The 16,194-nt window shown below is 37.0% G+C and carries 16 protein-coding genes; 3 read left to right on the top strand and 13 right to left on the bottom strand.

Features of this window, described 5'->3' with window-relative positions; translation table 11 throughout:
* Nucleotides 1-135 precede the first annotated feature (135 nt).
* Genes rnr through IPK31_17120 form a run of 5 tightly spaced genes read right to left on the bottom strand, consistent with a single transcriptional unit; the run spans nucleotide 136 to nucleotide 5,251 of the window.
* Complete coding sequence (gene rnr / locus IPK31_17100) at nucleotides 136-2,235, bottom strand: ribonuclease R (GenBank protein ID MBK8089501.1); 2,100 nt, start codon at nucleotides 2,233-2,235, stop codon at nucleotides 136-138.
* Entirely contained in the window at nucleotides 2,232-3,317 is a 1,086-nt protein-coding gene (gene lpxK, locus IPK31_17105) for a tetraacyldisaccharide 4'-kinase (GenBank protein MBK8089502.1), read from the bottom strand. The genes rnr and lpxK overlap by 4 nt, the downstream gene beginning before the upstream one ends.
* A complete protein-coding gene (locus tag IPK31_17110; protein ID MBK8089503.1) occupies nucleotides 3,304-3,876 on the bottom strand; it encodes a 5-formyltetrahydrofolate cyclo-ligase in 573 nt (190 codons plus the stop codon). The genes lpxK and IPK31_17110 overlap by 14 nt, the downstream gene beginning before the upstream one ends.
* Nucleotides 3,873-4,421: an RsmD family RNA methyltransferase gene (locus IPK31_17115; protein ID MBK8089504.1), complete on the bottom strand. Its 549-nt coding sequence runs from the start codon at nucleotides 4,419-4,421 to the stop codon at nucleotides 3,873-3,875. Before IPK31_17115 ends, IPK31_17110 begins: the two co-directional genes overlap by 4 nt.
* Nucleotides 4,409-5,251 (bottom strand): DUF3822 family protein, encoded by an 843-nt coding sequence (locus tag IPK31_17120; GenBank protein ID MBK8089505.1) that lies wholly within the window; start codon nucleotides 5,249-5,251, stop codon nucleotides 4,409-4,411. Before IPK31_17120 ends, IPK31_17115 begins: the two co-directional genes overlap by 13 nt.
* Nucleotides 5,252-5,453: 202 nt before the next feature.
* On the opposite strand from IPK31_17120, the gene IPK31_17125 reads away from it, so the two are divergent.
* Together IPK31_17125 and IPK31_17130 are read left to right on the top strand one after the other, a co-directional pair.
* On the top strand, nucleotides 5,454-5,921 hold the full coding sequence (locus IPK31_17125) for a hypothetical protein (protein MBK8089506.1): 468 nt from the start codon (nucleotides 5,454-5,456) through the stop codon (nucleotides 5,919-5,921).
* Entirely contained in the window at nucleotides 5,869-6,813 is a 945-nt protein-coding gene (locus IPK31_17130) for an MATE family efflux transporter (GenBank protein ID MBK8089507.1), read from the top strand. Before IPK31_17125 ends, IPK31_17130 begins: the two co-directional genes overlap by 53 nt.
* Nucleotides 6,814-7,066: 253 nt before the next feature.
* Here the strand turns inward: IPK31_17130 and IPK31_17135 are convergent, their stop codons facing one another.
* From IPK31_17135 to IPK31_17170, 8 genes are all read right to left on the bottom strand, one after another.
* Complete coding sequence (locus IPK31_17135) at nucleotides 7,067-8,026, bottom strand: hypothetical protein (GenBank protein ID MBK8089508.1); 960 nt, start codon at nucleotides 8,024-8,026, stop codon at nucleotides 7,067-7,069.
* Nucleotides 8,020-8,493 carry a hypothetical protein gene (locus IPK31_17140; GenBank protein MBK8089509.1) on the bottom strand — a complete coding sequence of 158 codons (474 nt, stop codon included), beginning with the start codon at nucleotides 8,491-8,493 and terminating at the stop codon, nucleotides 8,020-8,022. The genes IPK31_17135 and IPK31_17140 overlap by 7 nt, the downstream gene beginning before the upstream one ends.
* A 198-nt stretch (nucleotides 8,494-8,691) precedes the next feature.
* Nucleotides 8,692-10,746 (bottom strand): hypothetical protein, encoded by a 2,055-nt coding sequence (locus tag IPK31_17145; protein ID MBK8089510.1) that lies wholly within the window; start codon nucleotides 10,744-10,746, stop codon nucleotides 8,692-8,694.
* A gap of 690 nt (nucleotides 10,747-11,436) precedes the next feature.
* On the bottom strand, nucleotides 11,437-11,844 hold the full coding sequence (locus tag IPK31_17150) for a hypothetical protein (protein ID MBK8089511.1): 408 nt from the start codon (nucleotides 11,842-11,844) through the stop codon (nucleotides 11,437-11,439).
* Nucleotides 11,845-11,930: 86 nt separating this feature from the next.
* Nucleotides 11,931-12,821, bottom strand: a complete 891-nt coding sequence (locus IPK31_17155; protein MBK8089512.1) for a hypothetical protein — start codon at nucleotides 12,819-12,821, stop codon at nucleotides 11,931-11,933.
* A gap of 492 nt (nucleotides 12,822-13,313) precedes the next feature.
* Nucleotides 13,314-13,511, bottom strand: coding sequence for a hypothetical protein (locus IPK31_17160; protein ID MBK8089513.1), 198 nt, complete (start codon nucleotides 13,509-13,511; stop codon nucleotides 13,314-13,316).
* A gap of 26 nt (nucleotides 13,512-13,537) precedes the next feature.
* Nucleotides 13,538-14,416, bottom strand: a complete 879-nt coding sequence (locus IPK31_17165) for an SPFH domain-containing protein (protein ID MBK8089514.1) — start codon at nucleotides 14,414-14,416, stop codon at nucleotides 13,538-13,540.
* Nucleotides 14,417-14,588: 172 nt separating this feature from the next.
* Entirely contained in the window at nucleotides 14,589-15,248 is a 660-nt protein-coding gene (locus tag IPK31_17170) for a hypothetical protein (protein ID MBK8089515.1), read from the bottom strand.
* Nucleotides 15,249-15,381: 133 nt separating this feature from the next.
* Here IPK31_17170 and IPK31_17175 point away from each other — a divergent pair, with 133 nt between their 5' ends.
* The gene (locus IPK31_17175) at nucleotides 15,382-16,191 is read left to right on the top strand and encodes a metallophosphoesterase (protein MBK8089516.1); all 810 of its coding nucleotides are present in this window, start codon (nucleotides 15,382-15,384) and stop codon (nucleotides 16,189-16,191) included.
* The last annotated feature ends 3 nt before the right edge of the window (nucleotides 16,192-16,194 follow it).

Consider the following 16,194-nt stretch of genomic DNA (forward strand, 5'->3'; position numbering starts at 1 on the left):
TATCTCTTTTTCTCTTTTGAGCTTTCAGCTTGACATATTTTATTTTTTAGGCTAAGAGATCAAAGGAGTGTAAAGAGTAAAGGAGAAATGCAAACCTCCTTCTAACTCTTTTTCCTCTTTCAAACTCTTAGCTCCTTATTTAGCTTTTCTTCTCTTTTCACCAAAATTTCTCGGACTGCTGCTCCTCTTCTTATCCTTTGAATGCTGCGGTCTTTCCTTCAGCACTTTCCGTTCAGTTGATTCAAGATGCCCCAGCACCAGTTCATAATCCAGCTGACGTTTGTCCAGATTTGCAGCCACCACTTTTATCGTCACCTTATCTCCCATTCTGAATGCTTTACCGCTTCGTTTTCCAACCAGGCAGTAATCCTCTTCTATATGCCTGAAATCATCAAAATCACTCATGGAAAATAAACTAACAAGTCCCTCGCATTTATGTTCAACAGTTTCTACCCAAAATCCAAAAGAAGCTACGCCACTAACAACACCGGGGAACTCTTCACCAAGAAACTGACTCATATATTCCACCTGTTTGTATTTATTGGCTGCACGTTCGCTTTCCATGGCTGCCCGTTCCCGTTCACTGCAATGCTTGCATTTGGCCTCCATCTTCTTATCGATCTGCGGTTCTTTGTCTAAGCATTGCTGCAATACACGGTGAACGATTACATCAGGATAACGGCGGATAGGTGAAGTGAAATGACAGTAATGTTCAAAGCCTAATCCATAGTGACCGATATTTTCAGCTGTATAAATTGCCTTGGCCATTGTACGGATACCTAAAGTTTCCAATACATGCTGTTCAGGTTTACCATTCACATCTTTCAGCATCTGGTTAAATGATACAGCAATTTTTTCCGGTGAAGTGATATCGAAAGTATGTCCGTACTTCCTGGCGAAAGCCATAAACGGAGCAAGCTTTGCTTCATCTGGTGTATCATGAATACGGTACGGGAATGGCACCGGTTTATCCTTCACTTTTATTTTACCGATATATTCAGCCACATGTTTATTGGCCAGCAGCATAAACTCTTCAATCAACTGGTGAGCTTCCTTACTTTCTTTAATGGTAATGCCAATGGGTTTTTTATTTTCATCTAACACAAACCGAACTTCCTGTGAAGAGAAGTTGATGGCACCACGTTTAAACCGATCCTTCCTCATCTTCTGCGCCAGTGTATTCAGCAGCAGAATTTCTTCCCCATAAATTCCTTTACCAGCTTCAATGATTTCCTGTACTTCTTCATAACTGAAGCGGTGATCAGAATGAATCATTGTTCTTCCCAGCCACACATCTTTTACTTCTGCTTTTGAATTGATTTGAAATACAGCTGAGAATGTATACTTATCTTCTTTCGGACGTAAGGAGCACAATTCATTGGAGATCCGTTCCGGTAACATTGGTAAAACCCTGTCGGGCAGATAAACTGATGTTGCCCTGCTGTATGCTTCATCATCCAACGCTGTTGCAGGCTCTACATAATAACTCACATCTGCAATGTGTACACCTATCTCGTATAAATCATCTTTAATTTTTTTGATTGATAAGGCATCATCAAAATCTTTTGCATCAACAGGGTCAATCGTAAAGGTTAATATATTACGAAAATCCCTGCGCTTCTTTGCTTCTGCTTCACTTACTCCTTCGGGAAAACGTTCTGACTGTTCAAGCACTTCATCATCAAAACTCAATGTAAAACCAGCCTGCAGTAAAATCTGTTTCATGGCTGCATCGTTTGAATCTTCCTGCTTCACCAGTTCTATTACTTCACCTTCTGGTACACGTTTGTTTTTATCCCATGCCAGTAAACGAACCACCGCTTTATCGCCATGCCTTGCACCGTTCAGTTTATCTGCCTGGATATATAAATCAGGCATCGGCCGGTCGGTTGAAGGAATAAAAAATACATGATTCTTCTGTATACTGATATGCCCGATAAATTCTGTCTGCTTCCGTTCAATGATCTTTGTGATTCTTCCTTCTGTTCTGCCTGCATTACTTTGCTTGCTTACTTCCACTTCCACTTTATCGCCATGCAATGCAGTACTGAAATGCTGCGGACGTACAATGATATCTTTCTCCATGTCGGTTACCGTTACATAACCCATTCCGCTGCGGGTAATTTCAATTGTTCCGCTGTAAGTGCCTGAAGCCTGTTTTCTTTTTTGTTTGCCCTCTGCATTTTTTGCATGAGAGGATTTATGTTCTTCTTTATTAATTTTTTTCTTTTTCATATTTCTTTTTTGTTTGAGAAGTTGCTGATAAAACCGGTGATGGTTTTTTTCAACTGTTCTTCTTCGTTAAACAAAATACGATGCTGTATGGGTAAAACATAGAGTGGAAGATCTTCCAGTTCTTCCCTGAATTTTACCAGTCTTACTGCATCCTTTTCTGTTGTGATGATAACTTTATACTCATTATCCATTTTGCTGAAACGTTTCCTGATCTCTTTCAGATCATCAATGCTGAACACATAATGATCGCTGTAGGAAAGCTTTTCATATGTGTACGAATTATCCAGCACATAATTCTTCAGGGGTTCAATATTGGCAATACCTGTTACCAGCAGTACTTCTAATTTTTTATGCAGGTAGTATTCCTGGCCGGGATGAAGTATGTGATACGGAATTCCATATTCAATAGTGGAAAAGAAAACCTGCTGATGCTCCAATGGTTTTATTTCAGCAATGATTTCTTTCTTTTCTTCTTCACCAAGGTTGGGAATACATTTGGTTACAATGATGATCTCTGCCCGTTTGTAACTGCGTCGCTCATCACGCAGATCACCGGTAGGCAAAAAGAAATCTCTTGTAAACAGGTTGCTGTAGTCCGTTAGTATAATATTCAATCCTGCCTTGACTGCCCTGTGCTGAAATCCATCATCGAGAATGATCACCTGTGTTTTCGGACGATCATGTAACAACTGTGGTATTGCTTCCAGCCTTTCTTCACCAACTGCCACAGCCACATCCGGAAACTTCAAATGAAACTGCATGGGTTCATCACCTATTTCCAGTGCTGATGAACTTTCATCAGCCAGTGCATATCCCTTTGTTTTACGTTTATATCCCCTGCTTAATGTGGCAGTTTCACAATAATCTTTCAATAAACGCAGCAGGTATTCAACCATGGGCGATTTACCTGTGCCACCCACACTTAAATTGCCCACACAAATAATGGGCAGGTTAACGGAAGTTGATTTGAGAATATCCTTATCGTACAATTTATTCCGCAGCCATATAGCGGCCCCATACAGCAAAGCAAACGGCAAGAGTAAAAAACGAATGGATTGAAATGTGAGATTAGCCAAATTCATAAATGCGCTGCGGCGTAATGCAATAGTTTAAAGGTATGTCAAATTGTTCACTGTCGCTGATGCGGTCGATGGCATCAAAATAGCTCAGTCCTACTTTAATGGCATCGGGGCGGCATTTCGTTAAGAACTTATCATAAAATCCTTTGCCATAACCAACCCTGTTACCTGTTTCATCAAACGCAAGTAAGGGAACAAAGATCAGATCAATTTCTGATTCACTTACAAGGTTTCCATTTACCGGTTCATGAATGCCCCACTCGTTCTTCATCACATCCACCAGCTCATTGTATTCAATATGCAGCAGTTCATTTTTTTCATGATCCATTTTCGGAATCACAATTTTCAGTTCAGGATTTCTGAATTCGAGATAATGCAGTAAATGATCGGTTTCTATTTCGTTATTTTCTTTAATGGCTAAGTAGGTATGCACATAAAACAGGTCGGGCAACGGCAGTTGCTGAAAGTGAATGAGAATCAGATCATCAAAACGGTTTTTATCTCCCACAGTAAGGCCTGAACGCTTTTCTTTAAAATACTTTCTTGCCTCCTTCTTCGTCATTCTTCTTTGGGTTTGTTCACGAAGATAGAAAAGATGGTGGTGCCATACTTCCGTTCAGCACGGAAAAAAGGAAACTTCTGGTAATTATTCCGGGGTGTATGTTCCAGTACAAACCATCCGCCTTCAGTGAGTAAGTTTTTTTCAAACACTTTTTTGGGGATGTCATCAATCGGATCCAATGCATAAGGCGGACCTGCAAAAATAAAATCAAACTGTTCGCCGCATTGATCTATGTATTTAAACACTTCCATCTTCACCACCCTCAACTTCACACCCAGCTTCTCTCCTGTTTGCTGAATGAAGTTGGCCATAGCAGGATCTTTTTCCACAATGGTTTGATCGGTTGCACCACGGCTCGCCAGTTCATAACTGATGCTGCCTGTACCGCCAAACAGATCCAGTGTTTTTAAACCGGCGATATCTAAATTATTTTGAAGTACATTGAAGAGACCACCTTTTGCAAGATCGGTAGTAGGTCTTGTATGAGGCATATTGGCCGGTGGCTGAAACGTGCGGCCACCAAATTTTCCGCTTATAATACGCATGTAAGAATCTGATCGAGTGAAGCTGATAAATGGATCGGTTGTTCTTCCGTTGTTTCAGGAAACTGAAACTCCAGTTCATTCTTCAACTGTAAATTTAAAATATAATTGTAGAGCACATCATACAAAGCCGACCGCTGATCAATCATGCCCTGCACATATACCGTTGTTTCTTCCTGTGAAAGACCCAACTGCTCCATTGCATTCAAAATATAATACAGCACATCTTCAGGTGTATGATACTTGTACGATTGCAGCAGTAACCAGCGTCCGTTCTTTTCAACTGTTAACTGCAGTTCATTGAACCAGATGGTTGCTGTAATAATAATTTCTCCTGCTGCCTGTTTTTTCAGCAACAGCGATTGCACATGCCACCACTGTCCTTTCGGGAACCGCTGGTTCAGCACCACACCCAATGTTCCTTCAACCGTATAATGATTCACTAAGTTTTGCTGCAGTACAAAATCCTTTACATAAATATCATCCTTCCGTTTGCCGTAAACCAGTTCAAATAAATTCTCTTTGTTTTCTTCTTTATTGAGGATCGCAGGAATAAGAATATTCTTTGAAGTAAGCTGTACTAAAATCACCTTTTCATAATGTTTGCCCACCCAGGGATATGCTTCCGTTATTTCTTTCAGCTTTTCTTCAATTAAAAAAGTAGAACGCTGCTCATCCATTTTAAACACAAGCCAGCCATACACAATCTTCTCCTTTGGCTGAAAAGCAGCAAAGCCAATGAACCCTTCTCCCGATTGCACCAGCAGAAAGGCATTGGTCGATTCCCGTGAATCAATGTTTTCGTCAACAATATGTATAGAAGGATGTAGCAAATTTTCTGTGTATGAACGCTGCAATAATACCAATAATACGGCTTACTCTTGAAGAATCCTGCCAGTTTTTATGCTGATAGAAACGCAGATGACACGGATGCGACGGATTCTCACTGATTCTTAATCCGTCACATCTGCTAAAATCAGTGTCATCAGCGTTTCTATCCATCCTTTAGTTAAATTCGCAAAAAAAGAACGAAGCTTGGAGACTGCCTTACCGAAGAACGACCTGCGACTGGATATAACCAACCGTCAAATCCTTTCCATTTCACTGCCCATCAGCTTATCGCTGCTGGTGCCCTTTCTTAATTTTACGGCCAATAATTATTTCCTCAGCGGTTTGGGCGAAGCGGCGCTGGGTACTGCCGGCATTACAGGCGTTTATTTTCTCATTGTTGCAGTAATCGGTAACGGACTCAACAATGCCATTCAATCGCTCATTGCACGCCGTGCAGGTGAAAACCGCCTGGAAGAAATCGGGAAGATCTTTTCACAGGGCATCCGTATTGCATTGGTTTTTGCAGCGCTAGGCATCCTCCTCACCTATTTACTGGCTCCTTCTATTTTCAACTTTGCGTTACGTACACGGGGAGTTGAAACAAAAGCAGTTTCTTTTTTTGCTCATCCGGGTTTGGGGTTTGCCATTTCTCTATCTGTTCCAGATGGGTAATGCATTTTTAGTTGGTACCAACAACAGCCGTTACTTAATGATCGGTACGTTGTTTGAAGCCGGTGCCAATATTTTTTTCGATTATGGTTTTATTTATGGTCATTTCGGTTTGCCTGAGCTTGGTTTCAATGGTGCCGCTTATGCATCGGTACTGGCGGAGTTTATTGGAATGCTGGTGGTGTTCCTGTTTATCTTTTTAAAAAAGTTCAACATCAGGTTTCATCTGTTCAGTTATCTGAAATACAACAAGGAACTCAGCAATCTCATTCTGCGCATTTCAGCACCGCTTATCGGGCAGTTTTCCATCAGTCTCATCAGCTGGCTGGTGTTTTATATATTCATTGAACATCACGGCGAACGGGCTTTAGCCATCAGCAATGTGATGCGGAATATCTTTTCACTCGTTGGTGTATTCATCTGGGCCTTTGCTTCCACTACTAATGCCATGGTGAGTAATATCATTGGTCAGGGACGAACAAGCGAAGTACAGAGGCTCATTTATAAAATCATGAAGCTGAGTTTAAGTTCAGCAGTCATCATGTTTATTCTGTTCAATGTATTTGCAAGAGAACTGCTTTCTGTATTTCGTTTGTCGGATAGTTTTATTACAGAAGCCATTCCCGTATTACGCATTGTAACAACAGGCATGCTGCTCATGTCCATTTCTGTAGTATGGCTCAATGCAGTAACCGGCACAGGTAATACAAGAATGAATCTCATCATTGAAGCAGTAACCATCACGCTCTATCTCATTTATATTTATTTAGTGCTGGAAGTGTACCAGCTCAGTTTGGTTTGGGCATGGGGCTCCGAACTCATTTACTGGACAACCATTTTCCTGATGGCCTTCTTCTATATCCGCAGCAGAAAATGGGAAGGGAAAGTGATTTAGGCTAAGAGTGATCCCGATAGCTATCGGGAGAGAAATACATTGATGATACCTGCTGAAGAGTTTCATGTTTATAACCCAGACCAAAGCGTCTGTGGGCGGCTTCGTTGCGTCGCAAGCACTTCATGTGCTTGTTACAATGGCAACATTTATTAAAAGCTGAAGAATTGTTGCGTTCCTCTCCTTGGTTCGTAGCACACGAAACAAAACCTAAATATCCTTTCCTGTTCGTGAGTCACGAACAGGGGCGATAGATTTAGTTATTGCCTTTTTTACTTTCATCTTTCTTTAACTCTTCTTCTATTGGTTTTGGTATTTCAAGTTCGTCTAGTGGGTCAAGTGTTTCTGGAAATGAGCTGTATTTTTCTTCAGCGTTTCGAATTTCTTCTTGGATTTCTTTTTCAACAAGATACAAAAGTTGATCTAATCTTTTTTCTTCAAGCTGTCTATATGAAATTGTTTCAGCAACTCTTCTTCTTTCTTCAGCAATCCTAAGTTTTATATATGCTTTTGTAAAATGACTGCTGAAATAATACTTATTTGAGTTTGAATCCATAAAAAGAATTTCACTTCTTTTAACAGTTTGAAATTCCTCTAAAAGTTTTTTCACTAAATCTTCTGGAATAGCTTTAAAAGAAGTTTTCAGAGGTTGATAAATCTGAGAAAAAGTAAATTCGTCTTGTTTGATTTCAATTGCCACTTTGAGAATTTCTTTTGGTAAATTAAAACTAGAGGAATGTTGTATTCTAATGGATTTATCAAATTGAGCCTTAAATGAATCAGCTTTCTGAATTAAATATTTTTGAATTGCTTTGTCCAAGTTTTCCATTGTTAATGTGATGCAACGGGTTTGGGTATAATTAATTTCTTTAGCGAAACACATATTTAAGCAAAGTTGATGGCATACTGACGCAAGCCCGCTAGAAAATCTTACAATTTTTGATTTTACTTCTTTTGCAAATTGAATATTTAATAACTCTTCCCCTTTATTAATTATAGAAGTTATTTCTGCATTTTTCATCAGACGTACAAATATTTCTGTCACTCTGTCATTCATTTCTTCATCATATTCGACAACTTCTCTGCCAGTCCCGACTGCACCTAGTGCTACAATTTTTAACTCTGGAAATTCAAAAGAACTATCCATAAAAATTTTCATCATTTGGGAAGCCATGATTTTCTCTTCTTCACTAATTTTATGGAAATCTTCTAACACCCAACAGCATTTTTTTGACCAAAGAATCTTGCTAGCCGTTGAGGAGTTAACTGAGGAGGTAGTACTCTTTTTTGTTTTATTTTATGTGAAGTAGAAAATTCTGAGGATAGCTGTAACTTAATAGAATTGTACTCAATTCCCAATGCTGAAGAATTCTTGCCGGAACTTTCACTTTCGTTTTCTTCAACAAAAAAACTTCCTAATTGATCAAATCCGTCAAGTAGAATATTCTCAAAAGTCATTGATTTCATGCAGCGAGTTATAATATATCCTTCATAAAGTTGATTCAATTTGTTTAATAGGAAAGTAGTTTTTCCACAACCAGTATGGCCATATATAATTATTTGTTTTCCTTGAGTATTTAACGAATCAACTAAAAGGTCATTTACAGAGCTTTCTCGTTCGATAAAGGTATGCTTAGCTGGAGATGTCGGCGTGAAGACTTCTGAGACTTTTAAAACTTCCATAATTAAAATAATATAAGCAGTTAGTGGTTAATAAGCTAATATAAGATATTATAACAGTTGAATATTTGTATGTTATAGCCAATACTTAAATATACGAAAGTTCCTACCCAAAGCATGCTCCAACTAGAGGACTCGTTGGCAACAGGTCAGAGACCTTCGCCAGTGAGGGTCACGAACCGGTGCAGTAGAAGTATTCTCCTAAAACGTTTCAATAACCTCAGCTAATAAACCATACAAATAGAAATGAAGTCTAACTTGCACTGTTGCTCCAAGTATTAATTTGTCATAGTTACCTTTGATAAGCCTAATGTTTTGCTGAAAAGACGGGATCTTAATTGACTTTATTTTTTCGCCAGTTTTTTTTATCACTTTTGCTTCAAAATATATTTCTTCCCCTGTTGAATCACACCACACATAATGAAATTCTGGGTTTAGATTGTGAAATTTATTTTGAATATTTTGCAAATAAGTCTTGCCTTCATAAAAATTATGATTGTATGTTTCAGCAATAAAATTAAAATAATTAAACCTTAAAGAGTTATCTTTTTCAATATTTGGGTTATCTCTCGAAATTCTTAGCAGTTTAATCCGAATATTAGGGTCATACAAGTTTCTACCATAGTACTTAAATAAAAATTTTACGACTTCAAAATTTTCTTGATAATACTCCATTTCATCCACTAACCTATTACATTCTGAATAATTCTCTTCTTTCTCATAATATCCAAAAAGCAAAATGCAAGCATAAGGTTTAAGACGAAAATCATCATACAAATTGTCCAAATATTCCTTATAATCAACATTATTAATAATTTCTTTAAGATTACTTACATAACTAGTATTAACTATTTCAATTCTTTCAATACCATCGGTCACTGTTCTATATGCTAAATCCAAAAGCTCTTCAATATTAATTTGCTTTTGAACTTTATCAGTATCATCATGATCAAGTTTTTTTAATTCCCAAATTAAAAGCTTTACATAGTCAACATAGCTATAAGCAGAAAAAGGATCCAGAAGTTGTTTTGTATAAAACAAATCCTTTGCCTCTTTCACGTAAAATTTCACGTAATTATGTTCATCGCCTTCTTCAAAATAAAGCCGGGCTAGGTCATAGCTTATTGAGCCTCGTCTATGAATAATTCTATGATTACGATATTCAAGTAAAGATTCAGCATAAATTAGTAGTTCGAGTGCCTTAATAAGTTCATGCTTAATTCTTCTACCTTGAAGATTTATAGCATAGTTTAATAAAAAATAAGGATCATCTGATAGTTTTGTATACCCTGCATCAAACAACTTATTTATTTGAGAATCACTATATTCATTATTCTTAACAAAAGCCTTCAAAAGATTATTTGCCAAATAGGAATTAGTTTGTCCCGGTTCAATAGTTTTTAGCATTCGTTCATAAAAGGCAAATTGTTTATCCTTGTTTTCTAAAAATCTTGCAACAAGTTTCTCAGCTATTAACGGATGCTTTGTTCTAAAATATAAATCAGGCTGGGTTCCATGGGTTTGTTTTACTTCCTGAATTAATATTCCTTTTCCCTCTGCTTTAATTACTTTTTCCGCAAACTCTTCCCAGGTCATAGAAATATTCTGTTTCAACCAACTTGCAGGCATTAAAAGTTTATGCTTGTGTAGTAGAGCTGTATATAGAAATGCTTTTTGAGCATCATTTGATAATTGATTATAGCTATCTATTAAATCATTCTCGTGCCTACCTGAAGTTACAGTAGCCATTAAAGAAATAAAGGAATCGGAATTATAGTTTTTTTGAATTTGTTCAACAAATCGTGCTTTTTCGCTTGCATCACGAAAAGTGATTAACTCAGAGTTTTTTAACTTTTCTAATAATTCTTCTAGTTCAGGCTTCTCAAACTTGCCATCTATTTTTAAAATATGAGCTTTTGAAAATGTTCTACTTAACTTGAATTTCTCAAAGATATTTTCTCTTATTGGGGCTAAAAAAAACACATTACACCCTTGAAACTGTTCAATACTTAAATCTCTTTGTAAATCAAGAAGTGTTTTAAAATAACTTTCCACCTCAATTTCGTCACAAAATAACAACAGATTCTTTGCTTTGCAGTTGCTTACTAAATCTATCAAATATTCCTTTTTACTTCTATTAAAGTCAATTATTTCAAACGCAACTAAATCAAGCTCTTCTTCTTTCTCAAGTTCATTTATTAATCGTAATGCAAAAGTCGATTTTCCAATACCAAAATCACCAGTTATAAAAAACATTGGTATTATTGTGGAATGATTTTGTTGCAATACATCAATAATTTTCTGTTTAAAATCCTTTAAGTAAGAAGACTTAATAACATCTACATTTCTTGTAATTAAATTAAAATTGGGTTCTTCCCCTTTATAAAACTCTGAATCCTTTATAAATCTGTCCCTGTTTTGCTCAGAGCTTAATTGTTTTACTATTCCATCTAAATTAAGGAGCAGTTTAGGAGGGAACGAGATATAGTGATTTTTACTATCTAATACTGTTAATCCTTTTTTTCTTCACTATTGATTCATTGTGAGTCAATTCCCAATCTTTATATAGTTTAAAGAATTCTTCAAATGAACACTTTACAATACATATGCGTTTAGATTTATAATATGCTAAGGCGTTCTCATTTGGAAAAGGATCCACATTTATCATCCATTTTTTTCTCTATAATTGTAGGAGTCAAATTTGTCTAATAACTCTTTACCAAATGAATCACTGTATGAATACCCAATGGACAAAAAAGAAATATTAGGGCTAAGATTTCTTAATTCATTTAGAACGTTACGATAAAAGGGTTTTAACTTTGTAAAATCGTCTGTTGAAAATGCGAATGGATACCTTCCTTTATCTTTCAAACATCCATTCAATTTTATATATTTAACTTCTGTATTTGATTCTTTGTAATTCAATTCTTTCAGGCTTCTAATAGTTTACAATTCATAGACATTATCTGACCCGCCTGCGACTTCATCAAATGCCATTTCTACAAGTAAATCATAGTTTGTTGTAATAATCTCTCTCCAGGGAATGGTGGCCAGTGTTTTATGAGCTGCTGTTACTTTTAGTTTTTTTAATAATGTAACTACGAAATCATCAAAATGCTGCCTGCTAAAACTAGTATCTGCCGACAATATATCGATGAAATTTGTGATGTTACTTTCATTTAAACTTCGTTGCAAATGCAACTCATATAGCTCAATTAACTCTTTGCTTAAATATTTTCTTTCTCCTACAGATGCACCGGCACCTAAAAACAAAATTGTATTAGAGTCTTTTATATTAGCAAAGATTTCAAATAATTCCCCTTTTTGCCTCTCAATGTCTAGAATATGTTCCATAAATATTTCTTTCTAATCTTTCAGTTTTTAAATATTATAATTCTGCCTTATACTTAACGTAATTTAAAATAGCATGTCAGTTGTTTTTAAATACATTGAATATTCTTCAACCTATGTATGCCCATATAAATTCTTGGGATAATTGATATTAAAAACAATATACCAGGCAGTATAAATAGAATAGTTTTATACGTTATAAAATAGTCATAATAATAATTTATAACTAACAAAAAAGCTGCACCTAAGAAAAATGATAAAGTAATTATATAGATTACTTTTGTTACTTTATAATTTATTTTCCCTTTTTGAATTCGAACAAGTCTTTTAATAGTTTTTTTAATTTCATTTTCATCAGTTTCAGGTAGCAAAGTGTCAGCGATGAGAATTTCTTCAAAATGCTTCTCCAATTGATTTGCATAAAATACAGAGACACACCCAAGTATTATGCAACAAACAACGTTCGCAATTTCACTTGGCAGAAAAAGCCTAAGGAAATAAAAATTCAAAACCAGCAAAGCAAAGTTTATTAGCCCTCCAATAATTGGAACTTGCTTTGAAATTCGCATTGGAATCTTATTTTGCCTAATTGGTATAATGCTATTTTTTTTAAATATTTCATCGGGAAATGTACAAGAAACGATATACCTCAGATAACTAATGTGTTTATAGTACTTTATGGACTTATATACTGTTTTTGTTACATTGTCCAACAAAGCCCATCCAATTAAAAAAGATATCAAACAAACCAAAACCCCAAATTCTCCAAATATCATAAACTCATTATTTGGAAGCTGTAGTCTTTGCCCATTTGTTACTAATCGGTTTTCCAAAAAATAAATATATGTAAGGAGCCCGACTATTATTGATAAATAAATTTTTAAAAAATTGGTTGTAGATTCTCTTTGTTTGTCGATTTGAGAATAGACAACCTCAATTTCTTTAGATACAAAATCAATTTGTTTGTCTGTTAATTGCATACTGGCACTTTAATCGTTAATAGTTCTTATGCTGTTCCTATTTCTGTAATTTGCTTTCACATAACTCTAACCTCTCAGGCAAATAAATGCAACTAGTTTTTTTGTTCACCAATTCTACAAATGTTTTGCAATCTGGTTATTAGTTTTCGTGTGTTGGAGAAATCGGGAGTCTCGGTTTCAATGGCACATCTCCTGTGCTGGTTGCTTATAGTGAAAGATGATAAAGTTAGTTGGTTATTGGTTTGCCTAAATATAAACCAGTCAGTTAATTCAAAAAATACTACAAAGCGGGTATAGGGAGGAGGCAAGCCGTTAGCCGTTAGTTGTTAGCCCCAAGGAAGAAAGAAGAAGATGATCGTTGGTTGTTGGGTGTCGGCAGGGAAGAAAACAGCAGGTTGGCCGTCGGTTGTTGGGGTTGGCGGGGCCATAAAAAAAGGGTCTCTGTTAAAAGACCCGTCAACACAATATGATTCAACTCAATCAATCATCATTTTACTTCTTTCCTTTCCCCGCAGATTTAGTGATGCCGTCAGCAGTGCCTGTTTTAAACCGGCCCACTTCTTTCAGCTTCTGACTGATGATCCATTCAATCTGCCCGTTCACACTGCGGAAATCATCTGCCGCCCATTTCTCCAGCATTTTGTAAATGTCTTCATCAATCCGTAACACAAAACTTTTTTTATCTGCCATTCACTCAGTTTTAAATGATGAATGAATTAGTTATACAGCGTACCTGTGTTCAAAACCGGTGTTGCTGCTTTTTCACCACAGAGTACAACCATGAGGTTGCTTACCATGGCTGCTTTACGTTCTTCATCGAGGTGTACAATATCTTTCTTGCTCAACATTTCCAGTGCCAGTTCAACCATGCCAACAGCACCTTCCACAATTTTAAAACGTGCAGCAACAATTGCTGTTGCCTGCTGACGCTGTAACATGGCACCTGCAATTTCAGGAGCATAAGCCAAGTGACTGATTCTTGCTTCTTTAATAATGATACCGGCAGGAGCTAAACGTTCCAGCAATTCTTTTTCCAGCATATCATTTACTTTTTCACCACCATCACGCAACGTAATATCAGCATGCTGGTCTTCCATCTGATCGTATGGATAAGAACTTGCCAGGTGACGCACTGCTGCTTCACTCTGGATACCCACATACTGCTGAAAGTCCATTACTTCAAAGGCAGCTTTATAGGTATCACTTACCTGCCATACAATTACAGCGGCAATTTCAATAGGGTTTCCCATTTTATCATTCACTTTTAATTGCTGTCCGTTTAAGTTTTGCGAACGGAGTGTGATTTTATAACTCACATAAAAGGGATTCACCCAAAGCAATCCATTGTCTTTTACTGAGCCAACATATTTACCAAAGAAGGTACATACCCTTGAGTGATTGGGATTTACCACCATAATTCCTTTGATCAGGAATACGGCCAGCACAATGAGGAATACGGCAAGAAAGATTAGCGAAGTGCCGCTGTCGTCGCTTTTGCCTGCAGCCAATACAAAACAAAAAATAGCAGCGATTACACTAATAATTGCAAGAATCAATGCCAGGTATCCTGACATGGGTTTAAGATCTTTTTCCATATGCTTTAATTTAAAATGATATTAATTTGATATCAAAGCTAAAAAAACTTTTTCAGATCTTCCAAATAAATCTTTGAAGGGTGTATTTCAAATTGTTTCCGGTTGGTGGGACACCAACCGGGGCGTTCGCCGTGGGTGCTGTCCTCACCGCCCTCAAAAAGAAGATAAATATTTATTGAGGATTCTGGATTTGAACAACCTCTAATGGGTTTTCATTTCGAAGCCCGGAGAATTTTGCAGCGGTTTGTTTCACCTTGTTCTTCCTGAAACATAACTGTGCCTTACCTGTAGAAGAAACACCATTGATGCCTGCAAGCCCCTGAATAAGCCATTTGCGGTTTTGTTTGTTCCGTTTATGCCAGTTGTCTTTAAAAATGCGGCCGGCAGGAAAAATATAATTATCAGCAGTCTTTACTAAATGATAGCTGTGAGGGTAATCAGTTACATTGGCGGCCCAGTCATTGATGGTTTGCAGATTATTACCGGTTGCAGGGTCAATGATATAGTATTTCATTTCACCATCTTCCATTACCTGCAGCATGGTGGCTACATGATAATTCCACAGTTGCTTCAATCCGCCAACATGATTTTTTAAAAATGCACCACTGAATACCCAGCCTTTGTAGTTGGGTACATGCCATTCATCTAATAACACACAAACAGCTTCTGCTCTTGCTTCACAGTTGTTATGTGAATCGCCCCACTTAAACAAGGAACAGTTTTTGAAGAAAACAAATAACTTCTCAGCATCAGTCTTTGTAACGGTCTGATCGGCTGCGGTTGCATCCGATAAAACATATTCAAATAATGTAGGAAGTATTAGATCGGCCATTCGGTTGAAGGTAAAGCTTTCGCCTAACTCTTTTCACTCTTTCTCTCTTTCGATCTCTTAGCAGCGGCAAATGCAGAATAAGAATAAATTGTTACCAGGAGTTTTTTTCATTTCGAATTCTTAATTTCATCGTATGCAACGAAGACTCTTTTTACAGAAGGTTAGTTTACTGAGCTCATCGCTCTTTGCAGCGTCCTATCTCAGCTTTGGAGAAACAAAAAAATCAGCAACTCCAAGGCTTAAGTTTATCACTGCATCTGATGGACATTGGGGACAACCCAATACCGATTTTGAAACTTCACACCGTAACCTAATCGAAGCAATCGGTAAAGAAGAACATGTTGATTTTGTGGTATTCAATGGAGATTTGATTCATGATAAGCCTGAGCTGATGCCGGATGTAAAAAAAGTGTATGATACATTGAAAGTGCCTTATTATGTGACAAGAGGTAACCATGACAGGGTAACACAGGAATCCTGGCTCCAGCTCTGGAAACAGCCAGAGGATTTCGCCTTTGTTTCAAAAGAAAAACACGGCATCATTCTGCTCAATTGTTCCAACGAAACCGGCAAATACCTGTGTGCAAATATTGAGTATGCCAAATCAAAACTGGAAGAATATAAGAATCTGCCGCAGGTGTTCGTCTTTGTTCACATCTCTCAAAACACATGGACACAATATGGTGTATCCTGTTCTGAATTATTGGATACGATCGCTGCTTATCCCAATGTAAAAGCAACTTTCCATGGACATGATCATGATGTAGATGGTATCATGCTTTATAAGAAAAAACCATTCTTATGGTCAGGACATTTTGGAGGCAACTGGGGCAACCCCTTCCCTTGCTACCGAGTGTGTGAAATTGCTGAAGATGGAAAATCTGTTGTTACCTGTCTCAAAACAGTAAAGGACGGAACGGTTTTAAATAAGCATAGTTTATAATTA

Source organism: Chitinophagaceae bacterium (assembly GCA_016713085.1).
GTDB lineage: Bacteria > Bacteroidota > Bacteroidia > Chitinophagales > Chitinophagaceae > Lacibacter.

What these genes read in the sequence shown, in the direction of transcription:
- rnr (MBK8089501.1), bottom strand. Translation starts at nt 2,235, where the DNA reads ATGAAAAAGAAAAAAATTAATAAAGAAGAACATAAATCCTCTCATGCA.
- lpxK (MBK8089502.1), bottom strand. Translation starts at nt 3,317, where the DNA reads ATGAATTTGGCTAATCTCACATTTCAATCCATTCGTTTTTTACTCTTG.
- IPK31_17110 (MBK8089503.1), bottom strand. Translation starts at nt 3,876, where the DNA reads ATGACGAAGAAGGAGGCAAGAAAGTATTTTAAAGAAAAGCGTTCAGGC.
- IPK31_17115 (MBK8089504.1), bottom strand. Translation starts at nt 4,421, where the DNA reads ATGCGTATTATAAGCGGAAAATTTGGTGGCCGCACGTTTCAGCCACCG.
- IPK31_17140 (MBK8089509.1), bottom strand. Translation starts at nt 8,493, where the DNA reads ATGGAAGTTTTAAAAGTCTCAGAAGTCTTCACGCCGACATCTCCAGCT.
- IPK31_17145 (MBK8089510.1), bottom strand. Translation starts at nt 10,746, where the DNA reads ATGTTTTTTATAACTGGTGATTTTGGTATTGGAAAATCGACTTTTGCA.
- IPK31_17150 (MBK8089511.1), bottom strand. Translation starts at nt 11,844, where the DNA reads ATGGAACATATTCTAGACATTGAGAGGCAAAAAGGGGAATTATTTGAA.
- IPK31_17155 (MBK8089512.1), bottom strand. Translation starts at nt 12,821, where the DNA reads ATGCAATTAACAGACAAACAAATTGATTTTGTATCTAAAGAAATTGAG.
- IPK31_17160 (MBK8089513.1), bottom strand. Translation starts at nt 13,511, where the DNA reads ATGGCAGATAAAAAAAGTTTTGTGTTACGGATTGATGAAGACATTTAC.
- IPK31_17165 (MBK8089514.1), bottom strand. Translation starts at nt 14,416, where the DNA reads ATGGAAAAAGATCTTAAACCCATGTCAGGATACCTGGCATTGATTCTT.
- IPK31_17170 (MBK8089515.1), bottom strand. Translation starts at nt 15,248, where the DNA reads ATGGCCGATCTAATACTTCCTACATTATTTGAATATGTTTTATCGGAT.
- IPK31_17175 (MBK8089516.1), top strand. Translation starts at nt 15,382, where the DNA reads ATGCAACGAAGACTCTTTTTACAGAAGGTTAGTTTACTGAGCTCATCG.